Origin of the sequence: Ferroacidibacillus organovorans (assembly GCF_001516615.1) — a bacterium.
Lineage (GTDB): Bacteria > Bacillota > Bacilli > Alicyclobacillales > SLC66 > Ferroacidibacillus > Ferroacidibacillus ferrooxidans_B.
Genome location: NZ_LPVJ01000026.1, coordinates 1 through 22503 on the forward strand (window position 1 = coordinate 1; position 22503 = coordinate 22503).

General features: G+C 47.2%; 27 protein-coding genes, 1 tRNA gene and 1 riboswitch. Of the genes, 14 read left to right on the plus strand and 14 right to left on the minus strand.

Features of this window, described 5'->3' with window-relative positions; translation table 11 throughout:
- From ATW55_RS16740 to ATW55_RS07140, 3 genes are all read left to right on the plus strand, one after another.
- On the plus strand, positions 1–226 hold a 226-nt coding region (locus ATW55_RS16740; RefSeq protein ID WP_235587038.1), incomplete at its 5' end, for a hypothetical protein.
- Between the two features lie 123 nt (positions 227–349).
- Positions 350–1108, plus strand: coding sequence for an ABC transporter ATP-binding protein (locus ATW55_RS07135; RefSeq protein WP_067714770.1), 759 nt, complete (start codon positions 350–352; stop codon positions 1106–1108).
- Positions 1105–2604, plus strand: a complete 1500-nt coding sequence (locus ATW55_RS07140) for a hypothetical protein (RefSeq protein WP_067714773.1) — start codon at positions 1105–1107, stop codon at positions 2602–2604. The genes ATW55_RS07135 and ATW55_RS07140 overlap by 4 nt, the downstream gene beginning before the upstream one ends.
- 307 nt (positions 2605–2911) lie before the next feature.
- Here ATW55_RS07140 and ATW55_RS07145 read toward each other — a convergent pair whose 3' ends face one another.
- On the minus strand, positions 2912–3652 hold the full coding sequence (locus ATW55_RS07145; protein WP_235587039.1) for a peroxiredoxin: 741 nt from the start codon (positions 3650–3652) through the stop codon (positions 2912–2914).
- Between the two features lie 121 nt (positions 3653–3773).
- On the opposite strand from ATW55_RS07145, the gene ATW55_RS07150 reads away from it, so the two are divergent.
- The 4 genes from ATW55_RS07150 (at position 3774) to ATW55_RS07165 (ending at position 7209) form a co-directional block, all read left to right on the plus strand.
- Positions 3774–4469, plus strand: coding sequence for a response regulator transcription factor (locus ATW55_RS07150; RefSeq protein WP_235587040.1), 696 nt, complete (start codon positions 3774–3776; stop codon positions 4467–4469).
- Between the two features lie 213 nt (positions 4470–4682).
- Positions 4683–5594 (plus strand): hypothetical protein, encoded by a 912-nt coding sequence (locus ATW55_RS07155; RefSeq protein WP_160327187.1) that lies wholly within the window; start codon positions 4683–4685, stop codon positions 5592–5594.
- A gap of 103 nt (positions 5595–5697) precedes the next feature.
- Entirely contained in the window at positions 5698–6375 is a 678-nt protein-coding gene (locus tag ATW55_RS07160; RefSeq protein ID WP_067714783.1) for a PspA/IM30 family protein, read from the plus strand.
- A 171-nt stretch (positions 6376–6546) separates the two neighbouring features.
- Positions 6547–7209, plus strand: coding sequence for a nitrite reductase (locus ATW55_RS07165; protein ID WP_235587041.1), 663 nt, complete (start codon positions 6547–6549; stop codon positions 7207–7209).
- Positions 7210–7277: 68 nt separating this feature from the next.
- Here the strand turns inward: ATW55_RS07165 and ATW55_RS16035 are convergent, their stop codons facing one another.
- The 4 genes from ATW55_RS16035 to ATW55_RS07185 all read right to left on the minus strand — a co-directional run bounded on the left by ATW55_RS16035 (position 7278) and on the right by ATW55_RS07185 (position 9855).
- The gene (locus ATW55_RS16035; RefSeq protein ID WP_153005048.1) at positions 7278–7721 is read right to left on the minus strand and encodes a hypothetical protein; all 444 of its coding nucleotides are present in this window, start codon (positions 7719–7721) and stop codon (positions 7278–7280) included.
- A 308-nt stretch (positions 7722–8029) separates the two neighbouring features.
- Positions 8030–8581, minus strand: a complete 552-nt coding sequence (locus ATW55_RS07175; RefSeq protein ID WP_067714789.1) for a TlpA family protein disulfide reductase — start codon at positions 8579–8581, stop codon at positions 8030–8032.
- A gap of 11 nt (positions 8582–8592) precedes the next feature.
- Positions 8593–9285, minus strand: coding sequence for a cytochrome c biogenesis CcdA family protein (locus ATW55_RS07180; RefSeq protein WP_235587042.1), 693 nt, complete (start codon positions 9283–9285; stop codon positions 8593–8595).
- 33 nt (positions 9286–9318) lie between these two features.
- Positions 9319–9855: a TlpA family protein disulfide reductase gene (locus ATW55_RS07185; RefSeq protein WP_067714796.1), complete on the minus strand. Its 537-nt coding sequence runs from the start codon at positions 9853–9855 to the stop codon at positions 9319–9321.
- Between the two features lie 214 nt (positions 9856–10069).
- Between ATW55_RS07185 and lgt the strand changes: the two genes are divergently transcribed.
- Together lgt and ATW55_RS07195 are read left to right on the plus strand one after the other, a co-directional pair.
- Entirely contained in the window at positions 10070–10864 is a 795-nt protein-coding gene (lgt, locus tag ATW55_RS07190; protein ID WP_067714799.1) for a prolipoprotein diacylglyceryl transferase, read from the plus strand.
- Between the two features lie 46 nt (positions 10865–10910).
- Positions 10911–11150, plus strand: a complete 240-nt coding sequence (locus ATW55_RS07195; protein WP_153005049.1) for a hypothetical protein — start codon at positions 10911–10913, stop codon at positions 11148–11150.
- Between the two features lie 159 nt (positions 11151–11309).
- Here ATW55_RS07195 and ATW55_RS07200 read toward each other — a convergent pair whose 3' ends face one another.
- From ATW55_RS07200 to ATW55_RS07220, 5 genes are all read right to left on the minus strand, one after another.
- Positions 11310–12110: a hypothetical protein gene (locus ATW55_RS07200; protein WP_067714807.1), complete on the minus strand. Its 801-nt coding sequence runs from the start codon at positions 12108–12110 to the stop codon at positions 11310–11312.
- Positions 12111–12469: 359 nt separating this feature from the next.
- Positions 12470–13216: a biosynthetic peptidoglycan transglycosylase gene (locus tag ATW55_RS07205; protein WP_067714810.1), complete on the minus strand. Its 747-nt coding sequence runs from the start codon at positions 13214–13216 to the stop codon at positions 12470–12472.
- Positions 13217–13467: 251 nt separating this feature from the next.
- Positions 13468–14934 (minus strand): APC family permease, encoded by a 1467-nt coding sequence (locus ATW55_RS07210; protein WP_067714814.1) that lies wholly within the window; start codon positions 14932–14934, stop codon positions 13468–13470.
- On the minus strand, positions 14931–15335 hold the full coding sequence (locus ATW55_RS16525) for a (2Fe-2S) ferredoxin domain-containing protein (protein WP_067714818.1): 405 nt from the start codon (positions 15333–15335) through the stop codon (positions 14931–14933). Before ATW55_RS16525 ends, ATW55_RS07210 begins: the two co-directional genes overlap by 4 nt.
- 133 nt (positions 15336–15468) lie before the next feature.
- Positions 15469–15647, minus strand: a riboswitch (cobalamin riboswitch).
- A 610-nt stretch (positions 15648–16257) separates the two neighbouring features.
- The gene (locus ATW55_RS07220; protein WP_235587039.1) at positions 16258–16998 is read right to left on the minus strand and encodes a peroxiredoxin; all 741 of its coding nucleotides are present in this window, start codon (positions 16996–16998) and stop codon (positions 16258–16260) included.
- A gap of 121 nt (positions 16999–17119) precedes the next feature.
- On the opposite strand from ATW55_RS07220, the gene ATW55_RS07225 reads away from it, so the two are divergent.
- Genes ATW55_RS07225 through ATW55_RS07235 form a run of 3 tightly spaced genes read left to right on the plus strand, consistent with a single transcriptional unit; the run spans position 17120 to position 19365 of the window.
- A complete protein-coding gene (locus tag ATW55_RS07225; protein ID WP_235587040.1) occupies positions 17120–17815 on the plus strand; it encodes a response regulator transcription factor in 696 nt (231 codons plus the stop codon).
- A gap of 35 nt (positions 17816–17850) precedes the next feature.
- On the plus strand, positions 17851–18984 hold the full coding sequence (locus ATW55_RS07230) for a hypothetical protein (protein ID WP_067714821.1): 1134 nt from the start codon (positions 17851–17853) through the stop codon (positions 18982–18984).
- A 57-nt stretch (positions 18985–19041) separates the two neighbouring features.
- A complete protein-coding gene (locus ATW55_RS07235) occupies positions 19042–19365 on the plus strand; it encodes a PspA/IM30 family protein (RefSeq protein ID WP_067714825.1) in 324 nt (107 codons plus the stop codon).
- Positions 19366–19444: 79 nt separating this feature from the next.
- On the opposite strand, the gene ATW55_RS07240 is transcribed toward ATW55_RS07235, so the two are convergent.
- On the minus strand, positions 19445–20245 hold the full coding sequence (locus tag ATW55_RS07240; RefSeq protein WP_067711006.1) for a L,D-transpeptidase: 801 nt from the start codon (positions 20243–20245) through the stop codon (positions 19445–19447).
- 209 nt (positions 20246–20454) lie between these two features.
- Between ATW55_RS07240 and ATW55_RS07245 the strand changes: the two genes are divergently transcribed.
- A tRNA-Arg gene (locus tag ATW55_RS07245) sits at positions 20455–20529 on the plus strand.
- Between the two features lie 115 nt (positions 20530–20644).
- Positions 20645–20989, plus strand: a complete 345-nt coding sequence (locus ATW55_RS16045) for a hypothetical protein (RefSeq protein WP_153005050.1) — start codon at positions 20645–20647, stop codon at positions 20987–20989.
- 89 nt (positions 20990–21078) lie between these two features.
- Here the strand turns inward: ATW55_RS16045 and ATW55_RS16745 are convergent, their stop codons facing one another.
- From ATW55_RS16745 to ATW55_RS16755, 3 genes are read right to left on the minus strand one after another with little or no spacing between them, the layout of a single operon-like run.
- Entirely contained in the window at positions 21079–21408 is a 330-nt protein-coding gene (locus ATW55_RS16745; protein ID WP_235587043.1) for a hypothetical protein, read from the minus strand.
- A gap of 21 nt (positions 21409–21429) precedes the next feature.
- Positions 21430–21798: a hypothetical protein gene (locus ATW55_RS16750; RefSeq protein WP_235587044.1), complete on the minus strand. Its 369-nt coding sequence runs from the start codon at positions 21796–21798 to the stop codon at positions 21430–21432.
- A gap of 21 nt (positions 21799–21819) precedes the next feature.
- Positions 21820–22056, minus strand: a complete 237-nt coding sequence (locus ATW55_RS16755) for a hypothetical protein (protein ID WP_067718304.1) — start codon at positions 22054–22056, stop codon at positions 21820–21822.
- Positions 22057–22503: the final 447 nt, after the last annotated feature.

Genomic DNA, 22503 nt, shown 5'->3' on the forward strand with positions numbered 1-22503 from the left:
GTTTTTCTTTTATATAACGACGCACATCCCAGACAGGGTGCGGGATAACGCGCCATTTTCGGGTGCGAAACTTGAGTTAAATAACCATAATGCTTTCAGGCATGAGCTTTGGAGTCTTTTTGGAAAAACGAGGAGTCGTTACTGTCCAGAGTCAGGCAATTTACGCTGCGATTTTTGCTATTACAAAGATTTTGGTAAAGTCAAAATGTATTCAGTCAAATTGTAAAAGAACGATACGTGCACGGAGAAGTCCCCGAAGAGAAATTTGACCATCAATAAGCGTTTTACTGAAATAAAGAGATTCGTGGGCAACATATCGATCTAAATGAGCCAAAAGGAAGGTACAGAAATGCAGATGAACGGTGATGAAAGTGCTCCGATTTCTACAGATTATGCAAAGTCTCTTGTGGATGTACGCCAGCTTGAGAAGCGATACGGAACTACCATTGCCGTACGAGATATAACCTTCACGCTATATGCAGGGGAGATTCTCGCACTCGTAGGGCGCAACGGCGCAGGCAAGACCACGCTCATGCGAATGATTGCTGACGAAATAGAGCCAACGGACGGATCGATTCAATGTGCAACGGTGCGGCTGATGTATGTTCCGGACGAGACGATTCTCTATGAACACCTGACAGGAAGGGAGTTTCTGCACTTCATTGGAGTGATGTCGGGTGTCGATAAACGACAAATCGACGAGTTGGTCACCAATCATTTGGAGAAATGCCATTTGACACAAGCATCTAACCAATTGACGAAGACCTATTCGCTTGGCATGCGGCGACAACTGTCCATCGCAGCTGCACTCATCAGAAATCCAGATGTACTCATTCTTGATGAGATTACCAATGGTCTTGATCCAGTGGCAAATGCTGAGGTCAAGCAACAATTACGAGACCTTGTGAAACAAGGAAAGGGTATTCTCCTGTCAAGCCACATGCTAGACGTGGTGGTGGATGTTGCAGACAGAATTCTTGTCATGGACCAAGGCGCAATGAGATATCTGGGTCCCTTACCGGGTGACGTTCGTGAAGCGACGGGTTCCACGAATCATAGGTTAGAACAATTCTATTTGTCTTTGCTACATGAAGAGGTGTCAGATTGACGGCTTTCCATATTCTAAACGCGGATATCCGACAATATTGGAATAAATATGTCCGTTTTCATCGCGGGCGACTGGGCATTTGGATCATCGTGGGTTATGTCTTGTTGGTGCTCGGATTCTGGAATGGAAGTGGCCCAACACTTGTTGATTTGCCGACAATGAGTCGCTTGTCTTTGTATCTCATGATAACGGTCGTTACGACCCTCTCAAGCACATGGAGTCGTGCGTATCACTATCTATTCGTTCGCCAAGAGGCAAAGCTTTTACGGCAGTTTCGCGTACCGACGTTCACACTCATCATGTCATTTACACTTGTGATCGTTTTGGAAGGGATTTTTTCATCCCTTGCCTACACGATTACGTTCAGCTTTTCGAATATCCATCCACTTTTATTGTTCGTGCTGCTATTCGTGGCTCGTATCGTGACAGTAACCTGTACGACGTGGTTTGTTGTGTTCACAATTACGTATATCCGCCAATATCGAGCGCTCTATGTGATATGTGAGATGGTTTTTAAATCCGTCAGCGGACTGGTTACCTTTGGATTCGCTCTCATTCTGTTGCTTCGCCACGATCAGTTCTTGATGTCGGTCATGGACACGCTAGATAGTCGTTGGATTCTGTCCGGGTTACTGGCTGGTGTATTAACGGTAGGAATTTTTGTGGTTGTTCATATGCGCTCACGCCGATTTACCATACGATTTACAACGATGCGCAAAACAAGTGGGTTACGGAGGACACTTGGCCATACCAAGCGAATGAGGTGGATCCCGGCCAATCAAACTCTCGCACTCGTCATGAAGGACATATACGGTCAAATTACATTGGGCTACCTGTTGCGACTTGCCACATTCACTGGGATACTGCTCATTTTGCGTTTCGCTTTGGTTGCGGGTCCCATAGTTCCGGTGCCGCGCATATATGTCTTATCCATGTTGCTTTTGTTTCCGTCGCACATCGCATGGTTTAATTTGTGGCTGACAATGATACTGTTCCTCGAACCCTGTAGTACGGTTTTTCAAGATGAGGTGTCAGTAAGGAGACTGTATTGGTTATTCCATATACCGATGTGGAAGGTACTACTTTCGAAATGGCTGTTCATTATAGGCATGGGTTTTGTGCCACTACTAGTCGGATTGACCATCAATCGGGAGTGGATTTTGAGTGCCACTTCGGTGTGGAGCGTTGTTTTAAGTATCATCATCTTGATACAAGTGCTCACATGTGTTGTACTGGTCAGTTCCGTATCACTTGTAAGCGTACGCGGAACGCTGGTGAACAAAACCCAGTTACAACAAGTTCCACAAGTACCATCCGCCACGATTGCACTAGCCTGGGGTTTTATAGACACGTTCGTTGTTAGTTTTTTTGATCTCGTTGTTCACGTGCATGTCTCTATTGAGGTCAACTTGTTGCTTGTGGTTATCCTAAGTGTTTTTCTATTTTCGTACTGGCCCAAGCTCCTGAAATCGTGGTATAGAGCCCACGGTATCTAGGTGAAAAAACGTTTATGGGGATTGCGACAGAGAAAGGGTGTTGACGAGTCGCGATCACCACGCATGAGCTTCTTAAACCTGTTCAGCGGTGAGTAAAGTTAACTGAGTTCAGTCCTTTCCAAGAATCAAGGAATTCTGTTACCACCACGATTGATTTTACAACTGTTTGGTTTCACGCCGCTGTGAACTTACACTGAATTTACTCAGTTGGCAAATGAATTCACAAGGATGCAACCCAGACAGTAACAGGACTGCCTGGGTTGCGTACTTCGTGTGACAGGTTTTATTTTAGACGGATGCTAAGATTCTACAGATTTTTGTACCGCAAATACCAACGCTTGTAGTCATAACCTTTGGATTGCGCTTCTTCGGGCGTTTCGATGGCACTCATGTTTGCTGGGGGCGCAACGACAACCGGATCGCCAGGCGTCCAGTTGGCTGGCGTTGACACTCCGTTGTTGTCTGTTGTTTGTAGCGAGTCAACGACACGGAGGATTTCTGTAATGCTTCGCCCAGCGCTCATCGGATAATAAATCATCGCACGAAGTGTTTGCTTATCATCGATGATAAATACGGCTCGAACGGCCGCGGTGGAAGAAGCGCCTGGATGAATCATCCCATACAGTCGTGACACCTTCATATCCAAATCTGCAATGACAGGGAAAGGTACTTTCGTGCCAAAGACATCTTCGATGTCCTTCATCCAGGCAAGATGGGCGGCGACACCGTCCACTGACAGTCCGATGAGTTGTACATTGCGTTTCTCAAATTCGGCGGCTTCGGAAGCGAAACCGTAAAATTCCGTTGTACATACCGGGGTGAAGTCGGCAGGATGGGAGAACAAAACCACCCATTTGCCTTCAAAGCTACTCATTTTGATGACACCCTGTGTGCTGACCGCTTCAAAATCTGGGGCTTTTTCATTCAGACGAGGGAAAGATACTTGTGGCTCAATTACGGACATACGGCACCTCCTGGTTTTATGGTGATAGGTTGCAAAATCATCGTGCAATAAATTTATGGAGAAACCATGGAGATACCTTGCCAAATTCGACAGCCACATGAGATTACGCTGATTATTTGGGGATATTTTCCGCACCGAACACACACTTTCTACAAATTTGCCTGTTACGATGTGTCCACGTCGTTTGTGAAGGGAGGTTCCTGTCGTGTACAAAATACTCATCGTTGATGATGAGGCACCGATGAGACAGTTGCTGAAGATTTACCTCACGAATGCAGGGTACACCATCAGTGAGGCAAGCAATGGTGAGGTGGCTTTGTCGGAAATTGAAGCAGAAACATATCATATGATCATATTGGACTTGATGATGCCTGGCATGAGTGGGTGGGAAGCGTGCAAGGAAATTCGAGCAATCGAGCCCGAGCTACCAATCTTGATGCTGACAGCGCGAACGTCTATTGAAGACAAGGTGCAGGGACTGTCGATGGGGGCCGATGACTACTTGACGAAACCGTTTGACGGTCGTGAGTTGGTAGCGCGTGTCCAATCACTGTTACGTAGGTCAGTGGGAACTGAGACAGAGCCATACCATATCCGGGCACTGAATATGACAATTGAGCCGGAGCAGAAGCTGGTTTCTGTACACGGTATTCCGCTTGCTCTCACCCAAACCGAGTTCGATATTTTATGGTTACTGGCAAAGCGCCCTGAGCGAACATTTACTCGTGAGGAGTTGCTGGAACGAATCTGGGGCCTGGATTTTGATGGAGACATACGAACCGTGGACAGCCACATCAAGAACTTACGGGAGAAGTTACGTGAAATGGATGTAGATCCAATTGCAACTGTCTGGGGAGCTGGTTATAAGTTTGTGGTCAACACATCGGATGGTAAAATCTAATGTGAGAAGAATTTTGTTCTGGATAGGGGGGTAACAATGGGCTTTTTGGATCGTATTCGAAGTTCCATATCTGGAAAGAGGTTCGACTCTCCAGAGCATTTGGAAGGCTATAAGCGAATGGGCGAAGAAGTGTTTGAAGTTGTTGTGGAGCTTGCGGATTGTCCGAACCTGAAAGCGAGGGCAATCATTCAGGCGGCAAGAAGCCTCCAAGTCATGGCAGACGCGTTGCTCCAGGACGCCTATTCAAGTGATGCGCACCAGTCATTGCCAGTTCCCATGATGACGCATGAGCAAGCCGAGGCATGGTACGGAAAAATCCCAGACTTGTTAGTCGCCGCCCGCCAAGAGGCTGCTTTTGAAGGGAGTGCGAAGATTCCTCTACCGATACGGTTGGGTAAGCGCATTGAGTCGTCTGGATTGTGTCCGGTGGAACATCTTGCGGGTATGCGTCGCGCAGCAGATGAAATGGAATCGATGTTTAAAGAAAGAATGGAACATGCTCGGCTAAAATCAGAGGTATATAAGGAAGAAATACTGCTGTATGAGGAGGCACGTACACGGCGAGGTGCCGGTGACGCGACCGTTGGTTCCATCCTCGGTGGCCGTCATGTTCCCCGCAGCAGTCATGAGGAGGCGGAAACGCAGTACTGGAATACCTTATCCAGTTATTTGCTCATTGCACAAGGACTTGAAGATCCGTTACTGTTGAAAAGTGCATCACCATCGGGTCAGTATGCTTACTCCAAACTTGACGCGAATGATGTTTGGAAGGTGACCTCTCCGATCGCCATCCGTGAGATTCGTCAAGATGGCGAATGGGACGAGGCGGAACGCGATTTAGAGGATCATTGGAGACAACACAAAATCACAAATGTTGAGCGCGAGTATGTATCCAACACGGAACAACTCCTATCCCGTGGTGAAATACATGAGGATGGCTACTGGGCAAGTTGTCCATTTCAAGCCGTATATCGAGTGATCAAGGGTCCAGTACATGTCTTGAATCATACCATCCCAACGGGACACTTTTTTGTCTGGGACTACGGCGAAGATGGGGAGCCAGGCCGATTCATCACGCAAGCTTCCTTTGGGCGTGCTGATTCTCGTCAATATTGTGACGATTAAACGGACCAAAGACATTGTTTTTGCATTCTCCATACTTTCTTCATGAATTTGTAGTACGTTGAGAGTGAGTTCGATTGAAAAACCGAAAGGGAGATGAACCAATATGTCATTGATAGCGAGAATGAAAGATCTTGTCAGAGCCAACATAAATGACATCATCAGTAAAGCAGAAGATCCGGAGAAGAGTCTCAACCTTTACATTGAGGACGCAACGGATCATTTACGCCAATTCTCTGTTGAGGTGAACCGATTTGAAGCTGAGCGTTTAATGATTGAAAAGCATATTCATGAATGCGAGGCAGCCATTGACGATTGGCATAAGCAGGCGAAACTTGCCCTACAGCAGAACCGCGAGGATTTGGCACACAAGGCGCTCGAACATGAGCAAAAGGAAAAAAATCGTCTTGAAAAATTAAATCCTGAGTTGGAAGATGCCAGTCAAACTTCCGCGCAGATGAGAGAGCAGTATCAGTTGCTACAAGATAAACTAGAAGAAGCCAAGGAAAGGCGCGATGACCTGGTTCGTCGTAATCGCCGGGCCGTTGCGCAGAAAAGTGCGGCGGATGCCATCAGTGGGATAGGCAAAGACGATCCGTTGTCCAAGTTTGATCGGATGGAGGAAAAGGTTGATCGCCGAGAAGCGGAAGGTCAGGCTGCCTATGCCTCAATGACGTCCTCTTTGTCCTATGAAATGAATGAATTGAAAAAGTCGCAATCAAGTGCAGAAGTGGAGGATGCTTTGGCCAAATTGAAAGAGGAAATGAACGCGGAATCGAAATAAAGGTGAAAAGCATAGTTTGACTGAGCCCCGCCTATACTGTGCGGGGTTTCGTCACTTTAAGAACGACAGACTTCAGATCCCTTGGGAATATATCTATTTGACTATGAAATCGCGTGCTAAGTAAACAGTAAAAGCGTAAATTGAATACTAGAGGTAGGAGAACCTCAGGGAATGAACGATTCAGCAAAAATCATCGAGGGGACGTTTGTGGAAATGTGCAAAGTAAAGTTCGCGATAAGCCCAGAAATCCGAGTAGGAGGCAGGCGGTTTACCGCTTCAGATCTTTCAAAAATAGCCGAACTCGTTGGCGAAGACTCGGATATTGAACTAACGACTATGCAGCAGCTCATCGTTGAAATGGATGAATTACGGGCTGAGAACGCCAAGGAAGCATTAAGGAGTCGAGGCATGGGCGTATATGAGGTCGGGCATGTCGTTAAAAATCTTGCCGTCTGCAATTTTTGTAAAGGCGCTGAATCTGAAGGTCTCGAAGCTGCAAGAGAGTTGGACAAGGCAATTGCGGGCAGGCTGGTCCCATTCCCGGTGAGAGTGGGGTATTCTGGTTGTCCCAACGCCTGTGGTGAATCACTGGCTAAGGACATCGGTATTGTAAAAATAAAAGATACATTCAATGTGTATGTTGGCGGTGAGACGAAAACATTGAATGCTTCGTCAGGAAAATTAATGTTGGAAAAAGTTGCCGGAGATTTGTTGCCGAGCGTTGTGAATCAAATTATTGAGGTTTATCAGAAGAACGGAAGAAAGCGTGAGCGATTTTCGCACTTTATGAAACGCTATGGTTTTGATACGCTCCAAAATGAACTGACAATATGAAAGTCAACGTCAAACGGTGGATGTCACACATCCACCGTTTGACTTACTTAATTCTACATGAGCGCATCTCAATGCTGACGTTCAATCTCAGTGTCTGTTTCATAGTGTGTCGCTGTCTCGTTTTTTGCACGATCAGGTTCCTGTATCGCGTTCTGAACGCTAAGAATTACAGGTGTCACAAAATCCTGTTTGGCTTCGGCAATGACGGCAATAACCATTGTGCTAATAAATATCCACTGTGGTGTGGAGAACAACAATACGCGACTGACGTGGGGTACGTAGGTAGAGGTGAGTAGAAGCATCAGGCCAAAGCCTGTCCACAACCACTGTGGATGATTCATCAATTGTGTACGATTTTTACGTATCAGCCAAAATAAGATTAAACAGCCCAAGATTCGAAAGATATCTTCTGTACGGAACGGATTCAAATCCGTGAAAGCCTGGTAGGCGAAGTACACGAGACCGCCGCTCATTGTGGCTTCAGCGAGAAGGGCGAACGTTTTTTGGCTCAAGTGCTTTACTCTCCATAATGACAAAAGGGTGTACAACACGGAAGCAATCAGTCCGATGAGCCATCCACTCGACGACGCCCCACTCAGCAGCGACAGAAGGTCCTGCCCAATATTTGAACTTGGGTGAAGAATTAGTCCGGAGAACCGACTGAACAAGATGTCTATCATGACGATGGTGAATATTCGCTCTCGTACGGCCCTATTCTCAGGGCTTTTCGGCGTCAGGTAGCGTAGATACAATGACGCTCCGAATCCGCCTAGGATTAGGGCTATCCATACAGGGGGAATGCGCTGTAATAGAGATAACATTATTTTGAAATCGCCTCCAAATCAGCGTTTAGGGTGCCTTTGGACAGCGACCCGACCACTTTGTCCTCAATGATTCCTGATCGGGTCACAAAAAAAGAGGTGGGGAAAGCAACAATCTGATATTTTTGTGCCACCTTACCCGTGGTATCTAGTGGAACTCGCCATGTCACACCGAATTGTTGTACAAACGCCTGAACCGCGGGAATACTGTCCTGTGAAGTGACGTTAATACTGAGAAACATGACTTTGTTCCCATATTTTTTATACGCCTTTGCAATATCAGGCGCTTCCAGTCGGCAATACGTACACCAGGATGTCCAAAAATTAACAAACACGGGTTTTCCAACAATGTCTTTCGTTGAAATGGTCTGCTGAGAACCCAGTAGCTGCATGCTAAAGGGCGGTAATCGATAGCCAATCTGCGGCGCCGCGGAAAGATTCTTTATAGACGTGGCAGTTACGTTACGATGGCTTCCGGACCATGCAGTGAAGGCAATGGATCCCACCAGAACTAAGCCAATCACGGACCACTTTAAACGCTTCTTCAACATGCATTTTCCCCCTAGAATCCAGTGAATCCACCATACAGTTTAATGAGCCAAATCGTGATTAGGGTTAGCATATTTGTGAGCAACAATATCCCCATGACAATCATGATGTACCCGCCGATTTTAGATAGAATGGCTCCATACTTCGCAAGTTTTCGCACCGAACCGAGAGAAAAGCCTAGTATCAGATAAGGAATGGCAAAGCCGACGATATAGGCGAGAATGAGAGATATGCCGTAGGCACTTTGGCTCGCGCTGAGTACAAGAACAGCTCCAAGTATCGGTCCAATGCAAGGGGACCAGCCTGCAGCAAAACTGATCCCAACGAGGACAGAGCCGAAGTATCCGGGTTTCTTGCCTTTGTATTCCCATTTCTTTTCCATCATGAGCCATTTGGGGGTCAAAAGCCCGCTAAGAGCAAGCCCCATTACGATGACAATAATTCCACCAACAATCCGAATGACAGAGCGGTAACTAATGAACACTTGTCCAATCAGTGTGGCAGACAGGCCTAAAGCAAAAAAGATGATCGAAAAGCCGAGGATGAAAAACAACGTGTGTGTTACGGCCTTGATGCGATGATTCAAGGTGTGTGTTTGTGACGGACTAAACGTAACCCCCGAGATATACGAGATATACGAAGGGTACAGCGGCAGGACACAAGGCGACAGAAAGGACAGTACGCCTGCTAGAAATGAAAGGAACAATGTTGGATGTGTACCAAGCAGCGGAATCCCTCCTCATTGAGTCTGTAACCCTGCTTCTTTCGCATATTGCACCATTTGCGCCTCTGTAAGCGGTCCGATAATGTGACGAACAATTTTTCCACTCGAGGAAATCAAAAAAGTTTCTGGCTGCCCTGTCACGCCATACGGAGGTGACCAATGGTCGCTCGGACTTAATAACACTGTCATCTCTGAAGGAACATGGTATTTTGATACATAGTTTCGAACCAACACGCTATCGTCCCCCCGGTCAATCAGGACGACATGTATCCGATTTCCATACTGTTTGGCAAAGGCAATTAGGTCTGGTGTTTCTTGAATGCATGGTGGACACCAGGGCGTAAAAAAGTTCAGAAACACGGGTTCGCCTTGCAGACTTTTCAGTTCGAAGTTTTGCCCGGTTACTGTAACAGCCTTTATGTCTGGCGCAACGTCACCAATCTTAGCGGGTGTTACATATTTTCCATACTGCCATAGATAGTATCCTAAAATTCCGGCCACGACTGCAGCAACGCTTAAAATGATGATATTGCGACGAGGAACCTTGTGCATTTTGACGAACTCCCGTATGTGGATGGCATGTGAAATTTCGCATAGATACTCGCACGAATGGTATTCCCGTTACGGTACAAATAGGTTGACAAGTTCATCAAATGTCACCAAACTTTCATAATACACAACCGGGGTATCGTACTGTCTTTCGTCTATGATAAGCTTAATGCAGATGAATGACAAGCCTACGCCTGGAGAAAGTGAGGGATATTGATTGCATCAGTATTGGTTCTGGATAGGGAACTTTCCTGTGCGAGCGTACAGCACGATTTTTGCAGCGGCATTTTTGTTTGGACTTGGGGCGGCCGTGTATTTTGCAAAGGCTGATAAGAAGCCGGAGTATGTTCCTCACTTGTGGAATTTGGCACCTTGGTTACTGATTGGTGGTTTGGTTGGTTCCCGGTTCTGGCAGGTTTTCTTCTTTGACTGGCAGTACTACTCGAAACACCCGGGTCAAATCATCGCCATTTGGCATGGAGGACTGTCTATTCAAGGTGGTGTTGCGGGTGCATTAGTCGTTGGTATCTGGTATATTCGGCGACACAAACTATCTTTTTGGACAATGGCAGATATCGTCGCTCCAGCCCTTTTGCTCGCACAAAGCATCGGACGTGACGCCAATTTGATGAATGGAGACGCATTCGGTAGCCCAACGCATCTTGGCTATGGCTTGTTGTATCCCAAATCAACACTCGCGTATCAAACCTATGGCAACCAACCGCTCTGGCCAGCAGAAGTGTGGGAAGGACAAGCCGATATCATATTGTTTGCCCTAATGTTGGTACTGAAGCAACGCAGGTGGCCGAAAGGGTTTCTGTTTATGTTTTATCTGGTTGGTTACAATCTAGTCCGCTTTCTGTTAGAAATGCTGAGAGGGGACTCTCCTAGATTTTTATTTCACTGGGATGCGGCGCAGTGGACTTCAATGCCAGTTGTCATTGCAGGTGTGGTGATTACCATTTTACTTTTCGTATTTGAACGCAAAAATCCGATGGCATCGAACCCTTGATACCAAACGGCCGCGTTACATTACGGTGACATTGAGGATGGGTGTGATGTTGAGTAACCTCCTTCGAATCACCAAACGGTATCGACAGACGGCGTGGCGAATCCCTGGTTACATGCTCGGTACAATCGCAGGGTACTGGGTGATATCGCATTACCGTGATTCGTTCTTCGTTTATATGACCATCTTGTCGGTTGTGAGTCTGACGGCGAACTGGATCGTAAGTCGGCTACTGCGTATGCATCAGGGCACGCGCGTGGATAGTACGGACAACAAAGGGGCTGGGTGACATATGCTGCGGGTTGCATTTTGAAGAACAAACAGAATTCGTAGTTCAAATGACATGTGAATTAACACATGATTTCACGAAGTATCAAAACAGACCCAAAGAATTAGCGTGCCAATCGGTTGATTTGGCACGCTAATTTGTCTTGTGTACCCGAGTACACTATCTTTCGAACCCCAACCTGGCAGTCTCACGTTGGACGTCCCTACGAGTGACAGTCAAATAACCAACGAAAATAATGATAAGTGCCGTCAACACCATAGCCACGATCCCATCCCCGTATCCGAGGCCCGTAATACTCTTTGGCTTCCCGAACCAATCCGCAAACGAAGCCCCAAGTGGACGGGTCATGACATAAGCGAACCAGAAGGCGAAAATCGAATTGAACCTGAACAACGAATATCCAAGTCCAGGAATAAGGAACAGCGCTGCAAACAGAATGCCTGATGCAAAGAAGCCAAGATGCAATGTCATAGCCGTCATATCACTGATAGCAGTTCCCAACGCAAAGGTGGCGAGCACCGCCGACCAATAAAACACCTCACGTCGTCGGGTGTTGATACTGTGGATAGAAAGCGTCTTCTCCACCTTGTACCAAATCGAAAACGCCATGATCATGAATATGGCAAACACGATGGTCGAGATTAAGTATGGTACTCCCAAGACAACGTGAGTCACATCAGCAACCATCGTGCCGAAAATTGCAACCATGACGACAAATAGCCAATAGATCCACGCCACGTATTTGCGAACGGTAAACTGTAGAATGAACGCGATAACAAAACCAAGAAAGCCAAGAATGACCACCAGATAGGGATTGATGTGATAAACCAGATAATCCGATGTCGATTCACCCATAGCGGTCGTCAGCAACTTCACAATCCAGAAGTATATTGTGACCTCTGGAACCTTGGTTAATGGATGTTTGCCTCGATTTCGGTTCACGGAATAGGATTGATTCATAGATGTTCTGGTCCCCCTACATGAATAGCACTTGATAAATCACCTTTATAGCCTATCACATCTTCATGGTGGAAAATCGATGAGAAGTCTCGTGCACTTTCTCCTCGATCTAGCTGTTTAAGTCGAAATATTATAGTATCCAAAATCGCATAACAATTCGCACCGTTATTTTCACACTGTCCATAAATTATTGTCGTATCCTCGAATTGACGTGAGAATCGACATGCTAAAATGAAGTAAAATAGCCAAAAATAGTTAGTATAATATCGAAATTATCGGTGCAAATCCAAATGCGAATTCACACTCCATTTAGCTTGCAATTTGACTAATCTTGTCCCTTAAAACGGAACCCGTTAGAATTATGTCCCTCGCCCTTTGTTCTTGGGGTTTATAAGGTGAATCGGTTCATCAAAAATCTTTCTTGCCTCAGATGAATTGATCACGCCGTTGTCGAACATATTGTGCAGTACAATCTGTTGGCGTTCTCTGGCATCGGAAAAAGAACGAAGCGGATCATCCCCATATGGGTCATTTGGGATACCCGCAAGCATCGTCAGTTCACCGTCGTTCAGTGCAGAAGGGCTCACTCCGAAGTACGTCAAAGATGCATTGTAAAGGCCATAGGCACCGTTGCCGTAATAGATGAGGTTCGTGTACCTTGTGAAAATCTCTCGCTTGTTCATGGTGTCGTAAAGACCAATTGCATAAAATGCTTGCCGGATCTTTCGTGTCAGTGTCTTATCTTGGTCAAGCAATGTATTGTCCACGAGTTGCTGCGTAATCGTCGAACCACCCTCCACATAACCATCCTGTTCCACATCCACAATAAATGAACGCGCGATGCCTACCGGATCGATACCGGGATCCCACCAAAAGCGCCTGTCCTCCGTAGAAATGATGGCCTTTCGGAACACGGTTGGAATTTGATCGTATGCCAGCGGCCGAATACGATACAATTCTTCTTTCTTTGCGCCACGCATTCGCACAACAACAGCGATTTGGAAGGCATGAGTAAAATACCAGTTGAGTCCGATTGATACTACCAGAACAAGGGACACCAGTAAGAGTAATATTTTGATCAGCGAACTTAGGAGGCGCACAAGCATTGTCTATATCCCCTACTTGGTTTGTGGATGTTTATAAAGTCCGAACCATAAGAACCATGTTTGGGACGTAAACTCTTCTTCCGTGGATGTCACCTCTATGGATAATCTGTCGCCTACCATTATGATGATACATAATCATTTTGAAAGTGCGGTATTTGTACAGCGTACGCCGTACTTTAACATCGGATTTTGTTGCCTATGTAATATCGAAACCTTTGGACGATGGTGTAAGACTACGTTAATCAATGAGGTCAAGAACCAGTCACTATGTCGGTGGTTTCCTCCACTGTAGTGTATTCAAAGACGGATGTCTTCTCCGTTTTGATACGAGAGCTTATTGCGTAAATGAGGCCCAGAGCGAGAAGCAGAGCTAAAATCGGATCGACCCACGGTGAAATCGTCCGTGAGCTAAGCGCAATAAAGGAAATGAGTAGGCCAACCAAATAGATGGCCGTAAAGCCCGAACCAACCATCATCCACCCATGTGTATGGCGTTGGACACGGCTTTGATGGATATCGTCCCGATTGTGCATTCGCCACAGAAATACCAAAGACGTAATATTGTCGAGGACAAATTCGAAGATGAGGAAAAACCCAGCTGCCGATAGCAAGATGTTGAAAAACACACTAAGCGAACTAACGAATAACTGTAGTGTCATCACCGCCCACGCAGTGATGAAGATGACCCATGTAGCAAAGGCGGGAATACCACGTTGGTTCAGCTTGCCAAACGACTTCGCAATCATGCCATCACGGCCCATCGCAAATACACCACGAATAAGGATATACGCCGTCAACCAAAGCGATCCAGCCGTAGATGCAAGAATCGGAACAAGAATCCAGACCGAGGCATGAGGCGGCATGAATGGCTGCAATCTTTGCGCCCAGAGGACCATTGGTGCAGTCGAGTTAGCGAGCAGATGACGCGGTGTCTCGAACAAAATCAATGGAACAAAAATCAAATAAATGACTAGTGCAAAGATAGCTCCAATGATGCCACCGAGACCCGGATCTCGATCTGGTTGGGTGGATTCCTCTGAAGCATAGCTGTCAATCTCCCAGCCATCCATGATGGTACTCGCGACAATCATCGTCAAAAGAATACCGCCTGGGTGAAATCCATAGCCGCCAACTGGCACATGAATGTGCGGAAATGCCAAGATGCCAAAGACCGCAAACACTGATAGAAAGATAATCTCGATGACGAAAAAAATCTGTGTAATGCGAGCCGTTGGCCGTGCTCCTTGTAACAACGGAACGATTGCAAAAGTCATCCAGAACGATCCAACAAGAAATTCGAGCCAGGAACTTGGGTTGGCAGATGGGTCGATTAAGGCCAATGTATATTGTGCTGCTGGGACGAGAATGGGTGGGATAGAACTAAAATACGCAAGTATTAGAATCCAACCTTGAAAACGCGCAACCCGCGGACCAAACACACGACGAGACCAGTGGTACGAGGCACCCGCATGCGGAAAATGCCGATTTAACACGCGAAACGTATAGGACGAAATGAGAAACGGCAAAGCGAGAAGCAGAATTCCCAAAATGCTATAGACGCCGCTGTAACCAACCATAACCCCAGTAGTCGCGGAAATGCTAAACGCGGGCGCAACACTAGAAATGGAGAGGCTACTCAAGTCGAACAACGAAAACGTCTGGCGCAATCTTCTGGATGGCTTGCGGCTTTGAGACTCTAAATTGACAGGTAGTGTCATGACTCCGCTCCTCCAGAGATATCATGAAAGCGAGAAAATTGGTAGGGACGAAGTAAATCTGGGAGTGGCGCGGGATATCCGAGCTCTCTTGTCTCTTCTGCCCAAGCGAGCAACTCTTGATAGGGCTCGTCCGTGACAAGTCCACCAAACCAAAATTGGCCGTCAGCAGTCAAAATGCTAACGACATTTAAAATATCGCACGGCCCGAGACAACCGCTGATGGTCAACTGTACGGTCTTTAACAACTTCCGTTCTTTCCAACTCTTCTTTAGCCAGTCGAGCGGAATAGGTGGCTTGTTCTTATCAATTCGTCCGCAACAGCAACCCGCGCAAACGACCACCTGCGCGAGCACTCTCCGCTTTGTTATGGGTGTCGTTAACACACTTTCTATTTGGTTCATTTTTCAACCTCCCTAGATTATGAGCATACGAAAAAGCCCCGACGAGGCTCATCGGAACTTGGGTACAAGATTTTAGACAGCAAGGCAAACCAATTGCTGTATTTCCCTGTACACCGTTTCCCTTCCTCGAAGGAATTGGCGAACAAACTAGGTAGGTCTCCTGACTCCTGATCATCGTGTTTATTTCGCCTTCCCCGACAAAGTCGAGTGACGTGATGAAATAACACTACTCAGTTACAGTGGCGGGACCGTTCGGGATTTGCACCCGATTCCCTGTTATCCCTGATGGGCACCTAGTTGTTACTTTTAAAGTTATAGCTTCGAACGATCATTACGATCATTATTATTCGTCATTCGAAGTTGAAATCCTTTTAATAATTAGTTGAACGGTGTTTCTGCTGAGTCAAAATGCCCGAAAACTGACGGTATTGCCTGTCCATGGATTGCTAGATATAATGGCCACAACTTAGACACGTTCGTTGTTAGTTTTTGATCTCGTTGTTCACGTGCATGTCTCTATTGAGGTCAACTTGTTGCTTGTGGTATCCTAAGTGTTTTTCTATTTTCGTACTGGCCCAAGCTCCTGAAATCGTGGTATAGAGCCCACGGTATCTAGGTGAAAAACGTTTATGGGGATTGCGACAGAGAAAGGGTGTTGACGAGTCGCGATCACCACGCATGAGCTTCTTAAACCTGTTCAGCGGTGAGTAAAGTTAACTGAGTTCAGTCCTTTCCAAGAATCAAGGAATTCTGTTACCACCACGATTGATTTTACAACTGTTTGGTTTCACGCCGCTGTGAACTTACACTGAATTTACTCAGTTGGCAAATGAATTCACAAGGATGCAACCCAGACAGTAACAGGACTGCCTGGGTTGCGTACTTCGTGTGACAGGTTTTATTTTAGACGGATGCTAAGATTCTACAGATTTTTGTACCGCAAATACCAACGCTTGTAGTCATAACCTTTGGATTGCGCTTCTTCGGGCGTTTCGATGGCACTCATGTTTGCTGGGGGCGCAACGACAACCGGATCGCCAGGCGTCCAGTTGGCTGGCGTTGACACTCCGTTGTTGTCTGTTGTTTGTAGCGAGTCAACGACACGGAGGATTTCTGTAATGCTTCGCCCAGCGCTCATCGGATAATAAATCATCGCACGAAGTGTTTGCTTATCATCGATGATAAATACGGCTCGAACGGCCGCGGTGGAAGAAGCGCCTGGATGAATCATCCCATACAGTCGTGACACCTTCATATCCAAATCTGCAATGACAGGGAAAGGTACTTTCGTGCCAAAGACATCTTCGATGTCCTTCATCCAGGCAAGATGGGCGGCGACACCGTCCACTGACAGTCCGATGAGTTGTACATTGCGTTTCTCAAATTCGGCGGCTTCGGAAGCGAAACCGTAAAATTCCGTTGTACATACCGGGGTGAAGTCGGCAGGATGGGAGAACAAAACCACCCATTTGCCTTCAAAGCTACTCATTTTGATGACACCCTGTGTGCTGACCGCTTCAAAATCTGGGGCTTTTTCATTCAGACGAGGGAAAGATACTTGTGGCTCAATTACGGACATACGGCACCTCCTGGTTTTATGGTGATAGGTTGCAAAATCATCGTGCAATAAATTTATGGAGAAACCATGGAGATACCTTGCCAAATTCGACAGCCACATGAGATTACGCTGATTATTTGGGGATATTTTCCGCACCGAACACACACTTTCTACAAATTTGCCTGTTACGATGTGTCCACGTCGTTTGTGAAGGGAGGTTCCTGTCGTGTACAAAATACTCATCGTTGATGATGAGGCACCGATGAGACAGTTGCTGAAGATTTACCTCACGAATGCAGGGTACACCATCAGTGAGGCAAGCAATGGTGAGGTGGCTTTGTCGGAAATTGAAGCAGAAACATATCATATGATCATATTGGACTTGATGATGCCTGGCATGAGTGGGTGGGAAGCGTGCAAGGAAATTCGAGCAATCGAGCCCGAGCTACCAATCTTGATGCTGACAGCGCGAACGTCTATTGAAGACAAGGTGCAGGGACTGTCGATGGGGGCCGATGACTACTTGACGAAACCGTTTGACGGTCGTGAGTTGGTAGCGCGTGTCCAATCACTGTTACGTAGGTCAGTGGGAACTGAGACAGAGCCATACCATATCCGGGCACTGAATATGACAATTGAGCCGGAGCAGAAGCTGGTTTCTGTACACGGTATTCCGCTTGCTCTCACCCAAACCGAGTTCGATATTTTATGGTTACTGGCAAAGCGCCCTGAGCGAACATTTACTCGTGAGGAGTTGCTGGAACGAATCTGGGGCCTGGATTTTGATGGAGACATACGAACCGTGGACAGCCACATCAAGAACTTACGGGAGAAGTTACGTGAAATGGATGTAGATCCAATTGCAACTGTCTGGGGAGCTGGTTATAAGTTTGTGGTCAACACATCGGATGGTAAAATCTAATGTGAGAAGAATTTTGTTCTGGATAGGGGGTAACAATGGGCTTTTTGGATCGTATTCGAAGTTCCATATCTGGAAAGAGGTTCGACTCTCCAGAGCATTTGGAAGGCTATAAGCGAATGGGCGAAGAAGTGTTTGAAGTTGTTGTGGAGCTTGCGGATTGTCCGAACCTGAAAGCGAGGGCAATCATTCAGGCGGCAAGAAGCCTCCAAGTCATGGCAGACGCGTTGCTCCAGGACGCCTATTCAAGTGATGCGCACCAGTCATTGCCAGTTCCCATGATGACGCATGAGCAAGCCGAGGCATGGTACGGAAAAATCCCAGACTTGTTAGTCGCCGCCCGCCAAGAGGCTGCTTTTGAAGGGAGTGCGAAGATTCCTCTACCGATACGGTTGGGTAAGCGCATTGAGTCGTCTGGATTGTGTCCGGTGGAACATCTTGCGGGTATGCGTCGCGCAGCAGATGAAATGGAATCGATGTTTAAAGAAAGAATGGAACATGCTCGGCTAAAATCAGAGGTATATAAGGAAGAAATACTGCTGTATGAGGAGGCACGTACACGGCGAGGTGCCGGTGACGCGACCGTTGGTTCCATCCTCGGTGGCCGTCATGTTCCCCGCAGCAGTCATGAGGAGGCGGAAACGCAGTACTGGAATACCTTATCCAGTTATTTGCTCATTGCACAAGGACTTGAAGATCCGTTACTGTTGAAAAGTGCATCACCATCGGGTCAGTATGCTTACTCCAAACTTGACGCGAATGATGTTTGGAAGGTGACCTCTCCGATCGCCATCCGTGAGATTCGTCAAGATGGCGAATGGGACGAGGCGGAACGCGATTTAGAGGATCATTGGAGACAACACAAAATCACAAATGTTGAGCGCGAGTATGTATCCAACACGGAACAACTCCTATCCCGTGGTGAAATACATGAGGATGGCTACTGGGCAAGTTGTCCATTTCAAGCCGTATATCGAGTGATCAAGGGTCCAGTACATGTCTTGAATCATACCATCCCAACGGGACACTTTTTGTCTGGGACTACGGCGAAGATGGGGAGCCAGGCCGATTCATCACGCAAGCTTCCTTTGGGCGTGCTGATTCTCGTCAATATTGTGACGATTAAACGGACCAAAGACATTGTTTTTGCATTCTCCATACTTTCTTCATGAATTTGTAGTACGTTGAGAGTGAGTTCGATTGAAAAACCGAAAGGGAGATGAACCAATATGTCATTGATAGCGAGAATGAAAGATCTTGTCAGAGCCAACATAAATGACATCATCAGTAAAGCAGAAGATCCGGAGAAGAGTCTCAACCTTTACATTGAGGACGCAACGGATCATTTACGCCAATTCTCTGTTGAGGTGAACCGATTTGAAGCTGAGCGTTTAATGATTGAAAAGCATATTCATGAATGCGAGGCAGCCATTGACGATTGGCATAAGCAGGCGAAACTTGCCCTACAGCAGAACCGCGAGGATTTGGCACACAAGGCGCTCGAACATGAGCAAAAGGAAAAACCGAACAAACGAATCCAAGTACCAGTCTGAATCGCCAAAAGCAAAACCACGTAGCTGGCTGAGCGCTCAGCAACTGGTGTTTTCCATTTGGAATGTTTACGTATCAAGATCAAGATGACTGCATAGCGTTTGCCCCACCCGGCGGATTCGTCAGTGCGGCTGCCTTCTGTTCGGCGGACGGTTTGTAGATCTGATGATTCAACAAGCGGACAGGCGCCTGCTCCACGACAACCGTCGTATGGTACGGAATGTGGTTATACACCCACTGTGCGTCAGGAATCGTGAGATGAAAACATCCGTGCGACGCTTTGCTCATAAGCTTTGCGGCAACGGTCGGTATCAGCTTGTGATTGATCGTTTCTGTGACAGAGTGAAAGAGAAAAACCCCGTGCCCAAGCCAAGAAACCCAGTACTGGGCACCCATCTGATACTGCGGCGCGTAAAACCACGTCCCCCGCTCCGCCTGGATGTGATATACACCAAGAGGGGTGCTATTCCCCGGAACCGTGTCAAGTCCAGTCGATGTTACCATCGTATACAAAACATGGTTTCCATTCATGATATACACGAGTTGTTGATCGACGCTCACGTCAATCCATAAATGCTTAACCCCGGCCAAACTGGGGTATGCCCCATCGGAAGGTTTATAGGGGTTATACCGCATGCTCACACCATCAATGACAACCGGAGTCGGCGGCGGTGCATTGTTTGTCGTGACAAGGTTTTTGGCGGCTGCCGTTTTCGGGTGCGACAGCGCACGAACCCCCGATACACTTTGCGCCGCATGCCCAGTGATTTTTCCTAGCACATTTCCAATCGCAGATGTCCCTGCATGGAGAACCGATGGATTCTTTACTGCGACCCCAGCCACCGTACCCAGTACAATCACAGTCGCCAATCCTGTTAACATGGATCGCATCCTCAAGCCAATCCCTCCCAACCCTAATCTACGCTAAATCCTTCACCTCGTAAAGTGAACCAACCTGCCAAACACCACCACACCATGAACAAATAACGAATCCGCAGTTCGATTCGTGCCCCACCAATTCACGCACCACTCCCCATTAGTTGCGTTGCCCTCTTCATCCCTGTATACTTCATTTGTTGCATCAAAATCATGCGCCCGTGGTCCAATGGATAGGACGTAGGCCTCCGGAGCCTGAGGTAGGGGTTCGATTCCCTTCGGGCGCACCACAAAAGCACATTCCAAGAAGATAGCCACTCCCACTTCGGAGCGGCTTTTTGTATACTTGCCCTCAGAAAAGAACCTCTTAAGCACCCAATCTAAACTACGTAACCTATTTTCATCATGGAACGTCTATTTACTGAAATGGAGGGCTACAACAATGAAAAACTCATTGGTCAAATCATTGTGTTGTTGGGATTGTCAGGGTGTGGAACCCATACTCAATCTCAAAACGCCATACCCAGTGGCACTGTCTTGGGTTGGAACAACCATCTTTACAAAGTTGTCCGTTCGGTCACTCAGCGTGACGTGGGCAAGGAACTGGGAAAGGTTTCGTTTCATGGAAGAATATCGGGTTTATTTACCACATTCGAACTAATAGGTTCAAATCCATCAAAATCAATTGTTTTCGAATCACCAACAATGCAATATGAACAAGCAAATATCGAAGTTAAGAATCCGCAATAGATTTGCTTAACTGGCATCATGTCCCCTGTATTACTGAACGAGCAATTATAGTGGCTTCGGTCGGTAGTAATAACTCAAGTTTCGCACCCCTACGCAGCCAGACGAGCCTTGAGTTTACTGGGCAGACAGGCTAAAAAGTGTTGCAACTCTTCCTCTTGGATCGTCATGCCTTCATCCCATGTTTGCACCATGGCTTGGGAAAGAAGAGCCAATAGACGATGGATGATGTCCGCGTAGCGTACGTCGGACATTTTGTCGCAGAGGTCTAGAAATAATCGTCCAAGCGTGCGTGGATCCTGTTCGTTGCGCGTTTCGACAGCCAGGTAGGTGTATCGTGCGAAGACGATTGTGTGCGCGATCATCGAATCGTAGGATCGCCCTTGTAACTCTTTGGCCAATTGTAGGTGAGACTTCACCATTTTGAAGAACACTTCTATATCTCACCGCTTCCCGTATAGGCGCACTACCTCCTCGTCAGCCATTGTGGTGTCGGTGCAGAGCAACGTCAGCCACTGCTTGGATCGTTGACGGTCACGGACGAAGACGATTTGGGCTTGTACCTCTTTGCCATTCTCATCGTTTCCGATCCCCACCACAACGGAGAAGCCAGGATCTTGGCGCTCCCCCGGCGCTTGGTCAACAACCCATACAACTGCGGCAGGGTCACTTTTTCCGTCGTAGAGATAATGAAGCGTTTTGAGTGCCTTGAGCATGCAAATGACGGTCATCTTGTGCTGGACGGCTCGCAGGATCGTGGAAGGAAATGCGAACCAACGGTCAAACAACAGCACGCGTGTCTGGATGCCCATGGCTTGCGCCTGCTCCAAGAGTTAGAATAGCGTCACCGTCGCTTTGCTCATGCTCTCCCGTCGCCTGTGATACCCCGACGTTCTGCGATCCACACTCGGATTTGCCTTTTGTATGTGGTTTTCCACCTTTTCGGAGATGAGCAACGAGAAGGCGAGAGGAACAAAGGAGTTGCCGTCTGACCAGCCCAGCGTCAACATGCGAAATCCCTTCACAAAACGATGGGCGGCATGATCAAACACCCGCGCGGACAGTTCCACCTTCTTGCTCCGGTTACGGCTATACGCGAGTCATCGACAATGAGGACATCGACGCGATCTTCGGAGGTCAAGGCTTTCATCCGAGCGATCACGGCCGAGTTCAGAAGCAGGAGAAAGCGCCGCCAATTATGGGTGGACGCATTCAAAAACGATACACCGTGTCCTATTTGAAACCGGCATTGCGCTCCTTCTCCAGGTTCCAGGAAAGGTCACATCCAAAGAAGACGAGGGCAAAGAGAAACTGAAACAGGCGGAGGGCAGGCACCCCTGCTTTCTTGGTGATTCGGGACTTCGAAAGAATCGAGGCAAGACGGTACTCAGAAAAGAAGGTCAAGGCGGATGCAGGGAGTTGATTGGGAGATGGGTTTTCGCGTACCATGTAAGAAACACACTCACTTTCGGTAAATTGGTTGTCTCAGCAACACCATTTTACCAGAGTAGAGAGTG